Below are 14,789 nucleotides of genomic sequence, written 5' to 3'. Positions count from 1 at the left end.
GACGACGGCTCCCACGTCGTCGACCTCGCGAACCTCAACATCGAGACCCGCACCGGCCGCGCGGCCGGCGAGTCCGAGCTCCTCTCGGGCGCGGTGATCGACAAGGACCCCGTCCACGACGACATGCCGACCGACTTCGAGTCGGCCGACGTCCTCCTCCTCAACGACCCGATCGAGGTCGAGGAGGCCGACGTCGACACCTCCGTCAACGTCGACTCGCCCGACCAGCTCCAGAAGTTCCTCGACCAGGAGGAGAAGCAGCTCCGCGACAAGGTCGACACGATCGTCGAGAGCGGGGCCGACGTCGTCTTCTGTCAGAAGGGGATCGACGACCTCGCCCAGCACTACCTCGCGAAGGAGGGCGTTCTCGCGGTCCGCCGGACGAAGAAGTCCGACCTGAGCTTCCTCAAGAACGTGCTCGGCGCGCCGATCGTCACCGACCTCGACTCGCTCACCGCCGACGACCTCGCGGTCGGCTCGGTCGAGCGCGACGAGGAGGAGGGGCTGTTCTACGTCGAGGGCGAGGACGCCCACGGCGTCACCCTCCTGCTGTACGGCACGACCGACCACGTCGTCGACGAGCTCGAGCGCGGCATCGAAGACGCGATCGACGTCGTCGCGACGACCGTCTCCGACGGGCGCACGCTCCCCGGCGGCGGCGCCATCGAGGTCGAGCTCGCCCGCCGGCTCCGCGACTACGCCGACTCCGTCTCCGGCCGCGAGCAGCTCGCCGTCGAGGCGTTCGCCGACTCGCTGGAGCTCATCCCCCGCGTGCTCGCCGAGAACGCCGGGCTCGACGCGATCGACCTGCTCGTCGACCTGCGCGCGGCCCACGAGGCCGGCGACGCGCACGCCGGGCTGAACGTCTTCTCCGGCGAGGTCGTAGACACGGCCGAAGCCGGCGTCGTGGAGACGGCCCAGGCGAAGGAGCAGGCCATCTCCTCGGCCGCCGAGGCCGCGAACCTCGTGCTGAAAATCGACGACATCATCTCCGCGGGCGACCTGTCGACCGGCGGCGACGACGACGAGGGCGGCGCCCCGGCCGGCGGCATGGGCGGCATGGGCGGTATGGGCGGTGCGATGTGAGCTTCGAGTAGGAAACTCATAGCCCCCTGACGCGTTCCGTTTCGACCGCGCACCGCTCCTCGACCACGCACCTCGCGTTCCCCCGGTTCCGTTTTTTGGCATCCGATCCGGAGAGCCGCGGCGCTGTCGGAGCGTGACTGAGGATCGCTGCGGGTACGTCGGCCTCGCCGCTACCCGGCTGATAAACGAGAGAATCCGAGCGGGACCGCGGTCGGCTTACTTGCCCTGGCGGTCGTTGCCGGTGACGCTCGGGCGGGTCTTCTCCGTGCCCTTGCCGCGCGTGCGCTGACCGCGGCCCTTCGTGCCGGCGGAGGTGAGCCCGCGGAAGGCGCGCCCGCGGTGGTCGTCAGAGGTGATCCAGCCGAGGTCGTCGTCGTTCTCGATCGCGGGGTGGGCGGGGTCCACGAGGATCACTTCGTGCCACTTCTGCGAGCCGTCCTCACCGACCCAGTAGGAGTTGAGCACGCGGAGGTTGCGGTACTTCCGCGAGGCGCGCTCCTCGGCGATGCGCTGGATCGACTTGCGGCGCGAGAGCCGGTTGACGCCCTGCCGCTTCGAGCGGCGGCCGGCCTTGTGGCGCTGCTTGCGCGAGCCGCCCTTCCGGACGCTCACGCGGGCGACGATGACGCCCTGCTTGGCCTTGTAGCCGAGTTCGCGGGCCTTGTCGAGGCGGGTGGGGCGCTCGATGCGCTCGATGGCGCCCTCGTCGCGCCACTCCTGTTTGCGCTGCCACTGCAGCTCCGCCAGTTTCCCCTCCTTGGGGGACCGCCATGCCTCCTTGATGTGCGAGTAGAAGCTTCGTGCCATATTGTTGTCCGCGGACGGTTGCGATTCAGCCGCGAGGCGGCCACATGTCGTCTCGTCCCGGGGGGCGTCGACGGCGTTGACGAGCTCCGCTCGTCAGCCCACCAGACGCAGTCTGATGACGTCAACGGATCCCCGGCGGCGAGTGCCCGCTGTGTCCGCAGCAGCGAGTTGTCCGTACTTCCCGCGGTTCGCCCTTAACCGCTTCGCTACGGCGTTCGCGTGGGGAGCGGTGGCACACAGAGACGGCGAGGACGCGTCGTCGATACCGGTCGCGCCGACGCGGCGCGGCCGACATCGCGTCCCTGTGCGCCCGGCTTACTCCTCCCTGTGCGTCCGGCTCACCCACCCGCCGCGTTTTTACCAGCGTCGAGCCCTATGACCGAACGGGCGCGGTCGGACACGTCACCGCCTCGGGTAGGGGGTCGTGTCCGGCCGCGCCGCATTTCCCCCGGACCGACGCTCCGCGCCGTCGGGGCGTCAACCGCGCCGCGATCCGACCCCAGAGGCACACGCCGCACGCCGGCGGTCCGCGATGCGGTCGGTCGACGGCGACGACGACGGACTTGTCAGCCGGCGATGACGACGAACCGATCAGCCGGCGACGACCTCGTCGCGTGAGATATTCTCGAGAGACTCTCCGAATAAGAACGCTCTTATCGGTCCGAGGTCGACGGAGCGGTATGCCCAAGATAAGCGTCGAGATCCCGGGCGAACTGCTCGACGACCTCGACGAGCACGTCGGCGACGACGGGAAGTTCGTGAATCGCAGCGACGCCGTCCGCGCGTCGATCCGCAAGACGCTCGACCTCCTCGACGAGATCGACGCGCGTCACGACCGACTCGACCCCGACCGCGACGAGGCGGAGCGCGAGGCGAGCGATGAGTAGCCGGACGCGGACCGCGGGGACCGACGGCCCCTTCGCGGTCGACCCCTTCGACCGCGGCGCGGTGGCGGCGGTCGGGCTGATCACCCTGTTCGTCGTCGCGCTCGCGACCGCGCAGCTCACCGCCGCGAAGGTGATCGCCCTGCCGCTGCCGGTCGCGCTCCCCGTGGTCGGTCCCGAGATCACCCTGCCGGGCGCCGCGCTCGCGTACGCCCTGACGTTCCTCGCGTCCGACTGCTACGCCGAGCTGTACGGCCGCCGCGCGACGCAGGTGGTCGTCAACGTCGCGTTCCTCGCGAACTTCCTCGTGCTCGCCCTCGTCTGGTCGACGCTCGCCGCCCCGGGCGTGAACCCCGAGGTCTCGGCCGCGTTCGAGACCGCGCTCGCCCCGGCGACGGGGGTCGTCGCCGGCAGCCTGCTCGCGTACGTCGTGAGCCAGAACTGGGACGTGTTCGTCTTCCACGCAATCCGCGACCGCACCGGGCCCGGCATGCTGTGGCTGCGCAACATCGCCTCGACCGCGACGAGTCAGCTGCTCGACACCGCGATCTTCGTCGGCGTCGCCTTCTACGCCGCCCCGGTCCTGCTCGGCACCGGCGAGCCGTTCGAGCCGTCGCTCCTCCTCGCGCTCGGGCTCGGCCAGTACCTCCTCAAGCTCGCGATCGCCGTCCTCGACACGCCGATCGTCTACCTCGTCGTCGGCGCCGTCCGGGAGTAGCGCCGCGTCCGGTCGCGGTCGACGGCCCACACTAGTTGCGACGGATCAGCAGACCGCCAGCGCTCGCGGGGGCGACGCGGGCAGGTCCGCGGGCACGCGCTCGAAGGAGTCACCCGCGTCACCCGTCCGGTAGAGCCCGCGGTCGGACGCCGCCCAGAGCTCTCCCGCCTGATCGCCGCTCGCGAGAACGGCCCGGTACGTCCCCTCACCCGTCGGCATCCCCCGGTCGACGAGCCGGTCGAACCCCGCTCCGTGCCGATAGCGGTAGAGGTACGCCTCGCCGTGGCGGTGGGCCGCGTTCGCCCCGGCGGCCGCGCTGACGAGCGCCGTCCCCGGGTCTCCGGGATCGACCGTGAGCCCCCAGAGGTACCCGTGGTCGAGTCCCGCGTCGACGATCCGCCACGACGCGCCGCGGTCGTCGCTCACGGCGAACCCGTCGTTCGACGTCGCGTAGACGCGGTCGGGCGCGTCCGGGTGCGTCGCGACCGCGTGGTTGTCCCGTCGGGAGCCCTCCGGGCGGTCGATCCACGTCGCGCCGCCGTCGGGCGTGACGACGAGCGCGCCGGCCTCGATGGCGACGAACCACCGTTCCGGGTCCACCGGGCACGGCTCGATCCACCGGACGTGGTGAGTGTCGGGGCGGGGCGGGAACGACCACGACTCCGCCGAGGGGACGTCGACCAGTCCCTCGACGCGCTCGAAGGTCGCGCCGCCGTCGAGCGAGCGGTACGCCTGCGAGGGCTCCGTCCCGACCCAGACGACCGAGGGGTCGTGCGGGCTCGTCGCGACCGCGGTGACCGCGTCGGGACCCGACCCGCCCGGGCCGAGGGTCTCGCGCGCGACGCGCTCGAAGGTCTCACCGCCGTCGAGCGAACGGAACAGCCCCGCGTCGAAGGTGCCTGCGAGGACGCGGGCGCCGGCTTCGGAGCCCGCGGCGGCGGCACTCGCGGCGGCGCCATCCGCGTCGCCCTCCGTCCCGGCGGTGACCGAGAGGCACTCGACCGAGCGGTCCGCGAGCCGGACGGCGACGTCGCCCGACTCGGGGTCGACGAGCCGGAGCCCGTCGTCGTAGGCCGCGTGGAGGCGTGCGCACATGGCGGAGAGTTCGCCGCGTCGCGACAAAAGCCTTCGACGGGCGCAAGAGACTTACCCGCCGCCACCGTGGGAACGGTAAGCATGGATCTCCGCGTGCAGGGTGACGTTCCCCCCGACCCGTTTCTCGGCGCCGCCGACCTCTTCGAGACCGAGTGCTCGCTCGCTGACCCGGTCCATGTGAGGGTCCGCGACGACCCCGACGAGCGGACGTGGGCCGGCCACTACGACGGCTACCACGTGCTCAACGTCTCGAAGCGCGCCGCCACCAGCGCGATGGCGCGCGAGCTGGCCGTCCACGAGCTCTCGCACATGGCCCGGTACGAGGAGGGTCACGCCTCCCACGTCCAATCCACCGAGGAGGCGCTGTACCTCGGGCTCTCCGGCGAGACGGTGGAGCGCCGCAAGCTCGCGCACTGCTACCAGATCGCGAATCACATGAAGGACATCTACGCCGACGACATCACGCTCTCCGTCGCGCCCGCGGACAAACTCCTCGGCTTCTTAGAGTCCACGCTCGCGACCGCGGTCGCCGACCGGCCGGACGTCTCGCGGGACGGGTCCCCGCCCGTGACGGCCGGCGCCGACCCGGAGATCACGGCCGTCAACGCCGCGTTCGCGCTCGCTCTCGTCGAACGCCACGACATCGCCGGCCCGGACCACCGGATCTACGACCTCGCGCGCGCCGCCGGCAGCGACACCGACGCGGTCGACGTGAACGCATTTAAAAAGCGCTTCCTGGCGCTCGGCCCCGACCCCTCCGAGAGCGACTACCGGAAGGCGCTCGTCGGCGCCGCGCGGGCGTACGCGGTGTGAGAGAGAACGGTGAGAGGGAGCGGCCCTTGGCAAAATTCGGTTACCGAGCGGATGAGTGCGGCGGCTATTTATAAATAAACGGTGCGGTGGCGCGCGCCTGCGAGGCCGCATCGCGGCCGAGCAGCGCGCGCGAGGGACGCCGCGAGCGATGTGGGCGACCGCAGGGAGCCCCAAGCGAGCGGCGAGGCTGGGGAGGCGTGAGGCACGGCTGCTGTGCGGGGCGGGACTCAAAGGGGCAGCCGTGAGCGGGACGCAGGCGTTCACGAGAGCTTTGCTCTCGTGAGCCAATCAGAACGCTTTGCGTTCTGATGACGACGTAAGGACCGCAAGGAGGGAGCGATAGCGACCGACTGAGGAGCGTGGTTCGAGACGCCTTCGGCGTCTCGTCATCACGAAAGGCGCAGAGCGCCTTTCGAACGACAGCGAGCGTGCGTCCCGCTCACGGCTGGGGCTTTGCAGGTGTTCACCGAAGACAAGTCGTCAGTAGATTGTGACCGATCAAAAACGGTCGGACCCAGCTGAGAATTATTTATAAACTATTTATACCGCGTCGTCGGCCGCCGTCTCGGCCTCCCCGGCCCCGCCGTCCTCGCTCCCCTCGCCGTCGACGTCGAGCACCGTCACGCGCGCCGACATGATCCGCGTGTTATCGACGCGCTCGATGCGGATCCGGACCCCGTCGAACTCGATCTCCTCACCCTCCTCGACGAGCCGGCCGGCGCGGTTGAAGACGAAGCCGGCGAGCGTCTCGAACTCCTCGCCCTCGGGGAGGTCGATGCCGAGGATCTCGTTGACCTCGTCGATGTTCACCTCGCCCTGGACGACGGCGACGTTCTCCTCTAAGAACTCGACGGGCGCCTCCTCGTCGCCCTCCAAGATCTCGCCGACGATCTCCTCGACCATGTCCTCCAAGGTGATGATCCCCTCGGTGGTCCCGAACTCGTCGATGACGGTGACCATCTGGAGGCGGTTCTCCTGCATCTCCGCGAGCAGCTCGTCGGCGTTCTTCGACTCGGGGACGTGCAGCGTCGGCTTGACGACCCGCGCCAGCGAGGGCTCGCCCTCGGAGTAGCGCAGCTCGCGGACCAGGTCCCGCACGGTCACCACGCCGATGATGTTGTCGAGGTTCCCCTCGTAGACGGGGACGCGCTCGTGGTCGGCCTGGATGCACGTCTCGATCGCCTCCTCGACCGACGACTCCTTCGCGACCGCGGTGACGTCGAGACGGGGCGTCATCACCTCCTTGGCGATGGTGTTGTTGAACCGGAAGATGCGGTCGAGCATCTCGCGCTCCTCCTCCTCGATGACGCCCTCGCGCTCGCCCGTCTCGATGATGTCCTGGATCTCGTCGCGGGTGACGTACGTCGACTCGATCGCCGCCGACCCGCCGATGATGCTGTTGACGCCCTTCACGATGTAGTCGAACAGGACCACGAGCGGGTACAGCGCGTACTCCGACGCCTTCAGCGGGCGCGCGATCTTGAGCGCCCACGACTCGGTGTTCTCGACGGCGTAGGACTTGGGCGCGCTCTCGCCGAAGATCAGCACCAGCGTCGTGATCCCGAACGTCGTCGCCAGGACCGACTCGCCCCGCGAGAGGAAGAAGCCGAACAGCGCGGTCGCGATGGAGGTCATCGCGACGTTGACGATGTTGTTGCCGACGAGGATCGTCACCAGCAGCCGGTGCGGGTTCTCCTTCATGTCCTGGATCGTCTTCGCGCCCGTGACGCCCTCGTCGACGAGGCTGTCGACGCGGTGCTGCGGGAGCGAGAACATCGCGATCTCAGAGGAGGAGAAGAACGCGGACAGACCGACCAGCACCACGATCGCGAGGATGCCGAGGACGATCACCGTGTTGTCCCCCGGCGTCGGCAGTTGTAGCAGATCGGCCGTCAGCGTGCTCGACGACAAGCCCATGTTCATTCGTCTTCCGTCGGCGGATGGTTAAAGGATTACCTTCGGCGGCCCGTGTCAGCCGCCGATCGTCGGGCCGACGGCGGGATCGGGGGAATGCACGGAGCGTGCCGGGGCCGACACGATTACACGTCCCGCGGCCGAATCGACGCCCATGACGGACCCACAGATCACCCTGTACAGACTGCAGGCGTGCCCGTTCTGCGAGCGCGTCGTCCGGACCCTGAACCGGTTCGGGCTGGAGTACGAGTCCCGGTACGTCGAGCCGATGCACTCGGAGCGGAACGTCGTGAAACGCGTCTCCGGCGCCCGGAGCGTCCCGGCGATCGTCGACCGCGAGACCGGCGTGACGATGTCCGAGAGCGCGAACATCGTGGAGTACCTCGAAGGGACGTACGGGGACGCGGCGACCGACGGGGGCCGCGCAGCCGACGACGCGGCGACCGACGGGGGCCGCGCAGCCGACGACGCGGCGACCGATGGGGGCCGCGCAGCCGACGACGCGGCGACCGACGGGGGCCGCGCGGCCGACGAGGGAGGTGCCTAAGATGCCGGACTTCGACGTCGTCTCCCTGCCCGAGACGGACCACGTCGCCGAGGGCGACATCGCCCCCGACTTCACCCGCCCCCTCGTGAACGAGGAGTACTGGGAGGACACCGCGCTCGACGACGCCGTCGACGGGCCGACGCTCCTCCTCTTCCACCCGATGGACGGCGCCTTCCAGGCGACCTACCTCTACAACACGATCGACGACCACGGCTGGGCCGACGACCTCGACGTCCTCGGCCTCTCCATCTCGTCGCCGTACGCCCACAAGCGCCTGCTGGCCGAGCGCGGCGAGGGCGTTCGCATCTTCTCGGACCCCGGCGCGGGCGTGATCGAGGAGTACGGCGTCGCTCACGACATCGACGGCATGACCGGGATCACGGAGTCGCGCCCGGCCGTGTTCCTCCTCGACGGCGACCGCACCGTCGAGTACGCGTGGGTCGCGAGCGAGCACCCCGAGTTCCCCGACGCCGAAGAGATCGGCGACGCGATCGGCCGGCTCGTCGACTGAGATCGCCGTCCACGGGAAACGTCGACCCCGCCTTGCTCGCGTGCGACGGCGGCGTCCACACACGTCATGCTTTTTTAAACCGGGGCCGAACGAACGCCCGTGACGGACGACACCGACGATCGGGAGCCTCGCCCCGGATCCGAGCCGGAGCCCAGCCGCGACGCCGCGAGCCGCCGAGACGACGTCCGGCGCGCGGCCGCGGCGGTCGCCGACGGCGAGCTCGTCGTCTACCCGACTGAGACGGTGTACGGGCTCGGCGGGGACGCGCTCGACCCCGACGCCGTCGAGCGCGTGTTCGCCCTGAAGGGCCGCGACCGGTCGAACCCGCTCTCGCTGGGCGTCGCGAGCGTCGACGACGCGCTCCGCTACGCGCGCCCCACGGAGTTCGCGGTCGCGTTCGCCCGCGCGTTCCTCCCCGGCCCCGTGACCGTCGTCGTCGAGCGCGGCGACGCGGTCCCGAACGCGCTCACCGCCGGCAGCGACCGCGTCGGGCTCCGGGTCCCCGACCAACCGGTCGCCAGGGCGCTCCTCCGCGAGACCGGTCCCCTCACCGCGACGAGCGCGAACGTCTCCGGGACCGGCAGCGTCACCGACCTCGACGACCTCGACGACCGGATCCGCGAGGGCGTCGGCGCGGTGATCGACGACGGGGAGGCGCCCGGCACGGAGAGCACCGTCGTCGACCCGGAAGCGGGGACGATCCACCGCCGCGGCGCGATGGCCGGCGCTATCGAGGCGTGGCTGGCGGACCCGCCGGTGTAGGGCGAGGCGTGGCGTAGAACAGCGGGCGGCCTCAGACCGACAGCGGACCCTTCTCGCTCAGCACCTCGATCTCCTCGGCGTCGACCGCGTCCACGTCGAGCCAGTGGGGGACGTACTCGCGTTTGTCGTACGCCTCGCGCTCGTCCTCGCTACCGACGGTACACCAGAGCTGGGGCTCGTCCGGGCCGTGCCAGCCGCCCTGCACGTTGATGCCGAAACAGACCAGCTCCTCGCCGTCGTACTCGATCACCGCGTCCCGCCGGATGTCGGGGTCGCCGCGAATGATGAGGTGTTGCATACCCCGTCGTTCGGGGGTTCCGTGCTTAATCGCTTCGATACGGCGGATCGACCGACGGGGACGCTGGGGCGGCGGGCGCGGCGGCGCGTCGCCTCAGGCTGAGTAGTAGTACTCGCCCTCGCGCTTCTGCTTGCTGTCGAGCTGCGAGTCCGGCTTGTTGATCCGGGGGCGCCCCGTGCGCTCGTCGCGGCGGAAGGTGATGTCGAGGTCGGAGAGGAACTCGTTCATCCCGTCGCGCATGTCCTGCGGCGGCGCGGCGTGCCCGCGCTCGGCCGGCTCGCCGTCGAACACCATCAGGCGGTCGGCCAGCAGGTCGATCATGTAGATGTCGTGGTCGATCACCATGACGGTCGCGTCGTGGTTCTCGGCGTACCGGCGGATCGCCGTCGTCGCCCGGACCCGCTGCTCGACGTCGAGGTGCGCGGAGGGCTCGTCGAGCAGGAACAGGTCGGCGTCCTCGGAGAGGCACGCCGCGATCGCGACGCGCTGGCGCTCTCCGCCGGAGAGGTCCGTGAGGTTCTGCTCCATGATCCGGTCGAGCTGGAGCGGCTGGGCGATCTCCGTGTTCCAGTAGGAGCTGCCGAACTCGTCGGTGATAGAGGAGAGGAACGCGTCGACGCGCATCGGCTGGTCGATCTCGACGTACTGCGGCTTGTACGCGATGTCGAGCGCGAAGTCGAGCGACCCCTTGTCGGGCTCCAGCGAGCCCGCGAACAGCTTCGCGAGCGTCGACTTCCCGATCCCGTTCGGGCCGACGACGCCGAGCACCTCGGAGTGGTTGATCTCGCCGCCCTCGACGTGGAGCTCGAACTCGCCATCGCCGTACGACTTCGAGAGGTCGGGGTACTCGACCAGCGTCTCACTGCGCGAGGCGACGCGGGGGGCGTGCTCCTCGAAGGTAATCGCGGAGGGCCGGATCCGCATGTTCTCGTTGTCGAGGTACCCCTTCAGGTACTCGTTGATCCCGTTGCGAACCGACTTGGGGTCGGTGATGACCCCGTACGCGCCCGGCTCCCCGTACGCGACGTGGAGGGTGTCGGCGAGGAGGTCAAGGATGGCGAGGTCGTGCTCGACGACGAGCATCGAGCGCTCGGTGTCGTCGTCGTCGGCCAGCTCGCGGATGAGCCGGGCGACGATCATCCGCTGGCCGATATCGAGGTACGGCGTGATCTCGTCGAGGAAGTAGAAGTCGGCGTCGCGGGCCAGACACGCCGCGATGGCGACGCGCTGGAGCTCGCCGCCGGAGATGGAGTCGATGTCTTGGTCCATCACCGGGGCGATGTTGAGCCGCTCGATCAGCTCGTCGAGCGCGCCGCGCTCGTCGGTGCGCTCCAACAGCTCGCGGGTGTTGCCGTCGAACTGCTTGGGGATCTGGTCGACGTACTGCGGCTTGCGCGCCACGCTCACGTCGCCCTCTTTCAGCGACTTCAGGTAGTTCTGGAGCCCCGTGCCGCGGAAGCGGTCGAGCACCCGGTCCCAGTCGGCCTCGCCCTCGTGGTCGCCGAGGTTCGGGACCATCTCGCCGGCGAGGCCGTGGACCGCCGTCGACTTCCCGATCCCGTTGGGACCGAGGATGCCGGTGACGTTGCCCGGCTCCGGGGTCGGGAGCCCGTACAGCGAGAAGGCGTTCTCGCCGTAGCGGTGGACCGGCTCCTCCTCGAGCTCCGAGGGGAGATTGATGATCTCGATCGCGTCGAACGGGCACTTCTCGACGCAGATACCGCAGGTCTCGCCCAGACAGATCTCCTCGGAGATGTGGATCTGGTCCGGGTCGCCCTCGACCGCGTCCTCGCCGCGCTCGGTGATGCACTCCTTGCCCGTCCGGTTCGGCGGGCAGTAGTTCGCGCACTCGTAGTTACACCGGTCGGGCTGGCATCGATCGAGGTCGACCACGGCGATGCTGTCGTCCGCCATCTTACGCCACCAGCTGCACGCCGGACGTGGCCAGCACGGTGTAGCTGATGAACCACAGCGTGAACGTCAGGAACGCCACGTAGAGGTTGTCTTTGACGCCGAAGTCGCCGATTCCGATGACCTTGTACAGCGGGTACTGGGCGAGCACGAACGCGCCGAGGACCAGCACGACCGTGGTGCTCTGGGCGGCAGCCACGGTCGTCCCCACGTACGCGGCCGAGACGACGCCGGCGGCGATCCCCGCCAGACAGCAGATCGTCGTGACGACCACGCCGCGCGCGTGGCCGGATATGCCCGAGTCGTCGCTCATACCAACGGATCCGCGAGCGCCCGTGAAAAGCCGTTCGTTCCGCCCGCCGAGCGCGATCGAGTCGAGGGGTCGGCTCGAACCGAGACGGAAGCCGACTGGACGGGCGCCGACGGAGAGCGCGCGCGAGCCACATCGCTGACTGACTGGTCAGTCGATCCGGGGCATTCCGGATTATGTTGCTGGTTGTCAACGAATTAACCGGCAATATAAGCCGTCTTTTGCGACAAAATCGCCGAATCGGGGGCGTGGGCCATCAACATTTATGACGATGTGCGGTTTCGAATCGTAACGATGGAAGGAACCCAAACGGAGGGGCTCGACGACCTCCCACCGAGCGCCAAACTCGTCTTCAAGGTGCTCGAGTACAACGGCCCGCTGACACAGAAAGGCATCGTCGAGGAGTCGATGCTGTCTGCACGGACCGTTCGGTACGCCCTCGAGCGACTCGAGGGGATCGGGGTCGTCGACGAGGACGTCTACTTCGCGGACGCGAGACAGAACCTCTACAAGCTCACCGAGCCCGCACAGGAGTTCACCGGCGAGGAGAGCGACGCCTCCTGTACCGCCGACTGAGCCCGCACCCACCGGTCCGCACTCGACCGACTCGCCGATATCCCGGTCGTTCGCGCCGCCGAGCGATGCGTCGGTCTCCGGGTCATTCTGACCGCTCTATCCTCGCTCGACCCGCTCTATCCTCGCTCGACCCGCTCCGTCCTTATCCGAGCCACGCCGCTCTGTTCCTCACTCCGGCCGATCCGTCGACGCCTCGCCGGCTCCCCGCACCGCCTCGGCGATCGTGAGCGCGACGGCGACCAACAGCGCGAACGTCGCGGCCAAGACGAACGCCAGGAACAGGTACCAGACGTCCGGGCCGAACAGCGGGTACTCCCGGGTGTCGATCACGGGACCGAGCAGTTCCAGCATCCGGACGAGGTACAACAGGAGCGCGAGACCCGCGCCCGCGACGAGACCGATCCGGACGTTCCGGTAGAACGCCAGCGACTCGAGGAGGACGAGCATCGGGGGCTTGGTCGAACTGTCGTCGGTCACGGGGGCACGTAGCCGCCCGGCGCGCAAAGAGCCTCCGGAACGGCGCGGCGCCCGATCGCCGCCGCCGGAACATCACGATCGAAAATAGACGTTTCAGGGGCCTAACTACGTCAATAACAGAGATAAAGTGAGAGGGGAGAAAAGCGGGGGCATGGCGAAAGTCGTCCTGTCGTCGTTCGCGATGATCGACCCGGAGACGTACCGCGAGGTCCTCGACGAGCGCGTCGACGAGCCCGTCGAGATCGAGGTCGCCGACCTGGGGTCGGCCGAGCGGGTGACCGAGGCGGCCGCAGGCGCCGACGCGGTCGTCACAGACATCAACACGCCCGTCACCGCCGAGGCGCTCGCGGCGCTCGATCTGCGGGTGGTCGTCAGGTCGGCGGTCGGCGTCGACAACATCGACGTCGGCGCCGCGGCCGACGAGGGCGTCACCGTCACTCGCGTCCCCGACTACTGCACCGACGAGGTGGCGACCCACTCCGTCTCGCTGCTGTTCGCCTGCCTGCGGTCGCTGAAGGCGTACGACGACGACGTCGCCGCCGGCAGCTGGAACTGGGAGGCCGGGCGGCCGATCCGCCGCGTGAGCGCGTCGACGATCGGGCTGCTCTCGTTCGGCCCGATCGCGCAGCGCGCCGCCGAGCAGCTCTCCGGCTTCGACGCGGAGCTGATCGCCCACGACCCGTTCGTCGACGCCGAGGAGATGGCGGAGTACGGCGTCGAGAAGGTCGAGTTCGAGGCGCTGTTCGATCGGGCCGACCACGTCGGCGTCTACGCGCCCCTGACCGACGCGACGCGCGAGATGGTCGACGCCGACGCGCTCGCGCGGCTCAGCGAGAACTCGGTCCTCGTCAACGTGAGTCGGGGGCCCGTCGTCGACGGCGACGCCCTGCTCGACGCGCTGGAATCCGGGGCGATCAAGGGCGCGGGCCTCGACGTGCTCGCCGCGGAGCCGCCGCAGGACGACCCGCTCGTCGGCCGCGACGACACGGTCGTCACGCCCCACGCGGCGTGGTACAGCGAGGAGGCCAGAGACGACCTGAACCGGAGCGGCGCGGCCGACGTCGCCGCCGTCCTCAACGGCGAGACCCCGGACGGGCGGGTCGACCCGGACGCCGACTGGTTGTAACGGCCGAGGAAAGCGACGAGACGGTTTATAAGCGATCGAGCGCGTCGAAGTCGTCGGAGTCGTTGGAGTCATCAGAGTCGTCGGAGTCGTCATCGGTCTCCGCTCCGCCGCCATCGAGCGTTCCGCCGTCGTCCGCCTTCGCCGCCTCGAACTCGCCCGCTTCCAGCCCCGCCGCCAGCCCGGGGCCGAGGTCGTACGTGTCCCGGACCGTCTGCGCGAGCACGCCGTCGCGGTCGAAGACGACGTAGACGGCGACGAACTTGTGGGCGGCGGGCCGCAGCACGAACACCTCCCGCGGGTCGTCGTCCTCGCGGGACTCGTTGACGCGTGCGATGAGGGGCTCGACCGGGAGCCGTCCCGCCCGGAGGTCAGCGAAGGCGTCGCCGCCGGGCGCGTCGGCGAACAGGTACAGCGCCCCGTTCGGGTCGCCGTCGTTCGACCGGGTCGTGATCGAGCCGACGGCCTCGCCCGCGGCGCGAATCTGCTCCCACGTCTCGACCGCCGCCTCGAACATCCCCTCGACGCCGTCGGCGAACCGGAACCGGCTCTCGCGGATGACCTCGACCTCGTCGAACCGCGCCGAGCCGTCCGTCCACGCCAGTGTCGCGTCGACGACGTAGCCGGGCTCCAGCGACGCCACGCGCTCGGCGAGCTCGTCCTCGTACCCCTCAGCGGTCGCGTAGAGGGGGTCGAACTGCTCCTCGGCGTCGGGCGCCGTCGGGTCGACCGGTCCCTCCGGGAGCTCGACGAGGACGAACTCCTCCGAGGCGTCGGCGGTGTCGGTATCGAGATCAGCGACATCGGCGTCGGGGTCGTCTTCGATGTCCGGGCGCGGCCGCCGGTCGTGCACGCGGAACCGGCCGCTCGTCGTCGGGTCCATACGCGGGGATCGGTCGGCGGGCGGATAAGCGGGTCGGACCGGGTCACGAGCGCGCCGGTGCCCGCGCCGACCCC

At 69.6% G+C, this 14,789-nt stretch carries 16 protein-coding genes and 1 pseudogene; 9 read left to right on the top strand and 8 right to left on the bottom strand.

Annotation, left to right across the window (positions count from 1 at the left end; all coding sequences use genetic code 11):
* Window positions 1-1,086, top strand: a 1,086-nt coding sequence (gene thsB / locus B4V06_RS11380) for a thermosome subunit beta (protein WP_498169949.1), incomplete at its 5' end; no start/stop codon positions are given.
* Window positions 1,087-1,302: 216 nt separating this feature from the next.
* Here the strand turns inward: thsB and B4V06_RS11375 are convergent.
* On the bottom strand, window positions 1,303-1,893 hold the full coding sequence (locus tag B4V06_RS11375) for a 50S ribosomal protein L15e (protein ID WP_123114002.1): 591 nt from the start codon (window positions 1,891-1,893) through the stop codon (window positions 1,303-1,305).
* A 680-nt stretch (window positions 1,894-2,573) separates the two neighbouring features.
* On the opposite strand from B4V06_RS11375, the gene B4V06_RS11370 reads away from it, so the two are divergent.
* Both B4V06_RS11370 and B4V06_RS11365 read left to right on the top strand, forming a co-directional pair.
* Window positions 2,574-2,780 (top strand): ribbon-helix-helix domain-containing protein, encoded by a 207-nt coding sequence (locus B4V06_RS11370; protein WP_498169946.1) that lies wholly within the window; start codon window positions 2,574-2,576, stop codon window positions 2,778-2,780.
* Window positions 2,773-3,495, top strand: a complete 723-nt coding sequence (locus tag B4V06_RS11365; protein WP_498169944.1) for a queuosine precursor transporter — start codon at window positions 2,773-2,775, stop codon at window positions 3,493-3,495. Before B4V06_RS11370 ends, B4V06_RS11365 begins: the two co-directional genes overlap by 8 nt.
* A 45-nt stretch (window positions 3,496-3,540) precedes the next feature.
* Here B4V06_RS11365 and B4V06_RS11360 read toward each other — a convergent pair whose 3' ends face one another.
* Complete coding sequence (locus B4V06_RS11360) at window positions 3,541-4,590, bottom strand: WD40/YVTN/BNR-like repeat-containing protein (protein ID WP_498169942.1); 1,050 nt, start codon at window positions 4,588-4,590, stop codon at window positions 3,541-3,543.
* Window positions 4,591-4,671: 81 nt separating this feature from the next.
* Between B4V06_RS11360 and B4V06_RS11355 the strand changes: the two genes are divergently transcribed.
* Window positions 4,672-5,403, top strand: coding sequence for a DUF5781 family protein (locus B4V06_RS11355; protein ID WP_498169940.1), 732 nt, complete (start codon window positions 4,672-4,674; stop codon window positions 5,401-5,403).
* A gap of 540 nt (window positions 5,404-5,943) precedes the next feature.
* On the opposite strand, the gene B4V06_RS11350 is transcribed toward B4V06_RS11355, so the two are convergent.
* Window positions 5,944-7,320, bottom strand: coding sequence for a hemolysin family protein (locus B4V06_RS11350; protein WP_498169937.1), 1,377 nt, complete (start codon window positions 7,318-7,320; stop codon window positions 5,944-5,946).
* Window positions 7,321-7,471: 151 nt separating this feature from the next.
* On the opposite strand from B4V06_RS11350, the pseudogene B4V06_RS11345 reads away from it, so the two are divergent.
* The 3 genes and pseudogenes from B4V06_RS11345 to B4V06_RS11335 all read left to right on the top strand — a co-directional run.
* Window positions 7,472-7,720: pseudogene (locus B4V06_RS11345) on the top strand (glutaredoxin family protein); the annotation flags it as partial.
* 145 nt (window positions 7,721-7,865) lie between these two features.
* Window positions 7,866-8,375 (top strand): redoxin domain-containing protein, encoded by a 510-nt coding sequence (locus B4V06_RS11340; protein ID WP_123113996.1) that lies wholly within the window; start codon window positions 7,866-7,868, stop codon window positions 8,373-8,375.
* A gap of 99 nt (window positions 8,376-8,474) precedes the next feature.
* The gene (locus B4V06_RS11335) at window positions 8,475-9,137 is read left to right on the top strand and encodes an L-threonylcarbamoyladenylate synthase (RefSeq protein WP_498169935.1); all 663 of its coding nucleotides are present in this window, start codon (window positions 8,475-8,477) and stop codon (window positions 9,135-9,137) included.
* A 31-nt stretch (window positions 9,138-9,168) separates the two neighbouring features.
* On the opposite strand, the gene B4V06_RS11330 is transcribed toward B4V06_RS11335, so the two are convergent.
* The 3 genes from B4V06_RS11330 to B4V06_RS11320 form a co-directional block, all read right to left on the bottom strand.
* The gene (locus B4V06_RS11330; RefSeq protein WP_123113994.1) at window positions 9,169-9,435 is read right to left on the bottom strand and encodes an HAH_0734 family protein; all 267 of its coding nucleotides are present in this window, start codon (window positions 9,433-9,435) and stop codon (window positions 9,169-9,171) included.
* A gap of 93 nt (window positions 9,436-9,528) precedes the next feature.
* On the bottom strand, window positions 9,529-11,349 hold the full coding sequence (locus B4V06_RS11325) for a ribosome biogenesis/translation initiation ATPase RLI (protein WP_123113993.1): 1,821 nt from the start codon (window positions 11,347-11,349) through the stop codon (window positions 9,529-9,531).
* Between the two features lies 1 nt (window position 11,350).
* Window positions 11,351-11,659 carry an EMC6-like membrane protein gene (locus tag B4V06_RS11320; RefSeq protein ID WP_123113992.1) on the bottom strand — a complete coding sequence of 103 codons (309 nt, stop codon included), beginning with the start codon at window positions 11,657-11,659 and terminating at the stop codon, window positions 11,351-11,353.
* A 291-nt stretch (window positions 11,660-11,950) separates the two neighbouring features.
* Here B4V06_RS11320 and B4V06_RS11315 point away from each other — a divergent pair, with 291 nt between their 5' ends.
* The gene (locus B4V06_RS11315; protein WP_123113991.1) at window positions 11,951-12,232 is read left to right on the top strand and encodes a MarR family transcriptional regulator; all 282 of its coding nucleotides are present in this window, start codon (window positions 11,951-11,953) and stop codon (window positions 12,230-12,232) included.
* 168 nt (window positions 12,233-12,400) lie between these two features.
* Here B4V06_RS11315 and B4V06_RS11310 read toward each other — a convergent pair whose 3' ends face one another.
* The gene (locus B4V06_RS11310; protein ID WP_123114918.1) at window positions 12,401-12,679 is read right to left on the bottom strand and encodes a DUF7536 family protein; all 279 of its coding nucleotides are present in this window, start codon (window positions 12,677-12,679) and stop codon (window positions 12,401-12,403) included.
* Window positions 12,680-12,860: 181 nt separating this feature from the next.
* Between B4V06_RS11310 and B4V06_RS11305 the strand changes: the two genes are divergently transcribed.
* Window positions 12,861-13,835, top strand: coding sequence for a C-terminal binding protein (locus B4V06_RS11305; protein WP_498169931.1), 975 nt, complete (start codon window positions 12,861-12,863; stop codon window positions 13,833-13,835).
* A 25-nt stretch (window positions 13,836-13,860) separates the two neighbouring features.
* Here B4V06_RS11305 and B4V06_RS11300 read toward each other — a convergent pair whose 3' ends face one another.
* Complete coding sequence (locus B4V06_RS11300) at window positions 13,861-14,715, bottom strand: DUF6663 family protein (protein ID WP_498169928.1); 855 nt, start codon at window positions 14,713-14,715, stop codon at window positions 13,861-13,863.
* Between the last annotated feature and the right edge of the window lie 74 nt (window positions 14,716-14,789).

Source organism: Halorubrum sp. B53, assembly GCF_059752395.1.
Note: the sequence above shows the minus strand (reverse complement) of the source record. Positions and strands in the feature narration are given on the sequence as shown.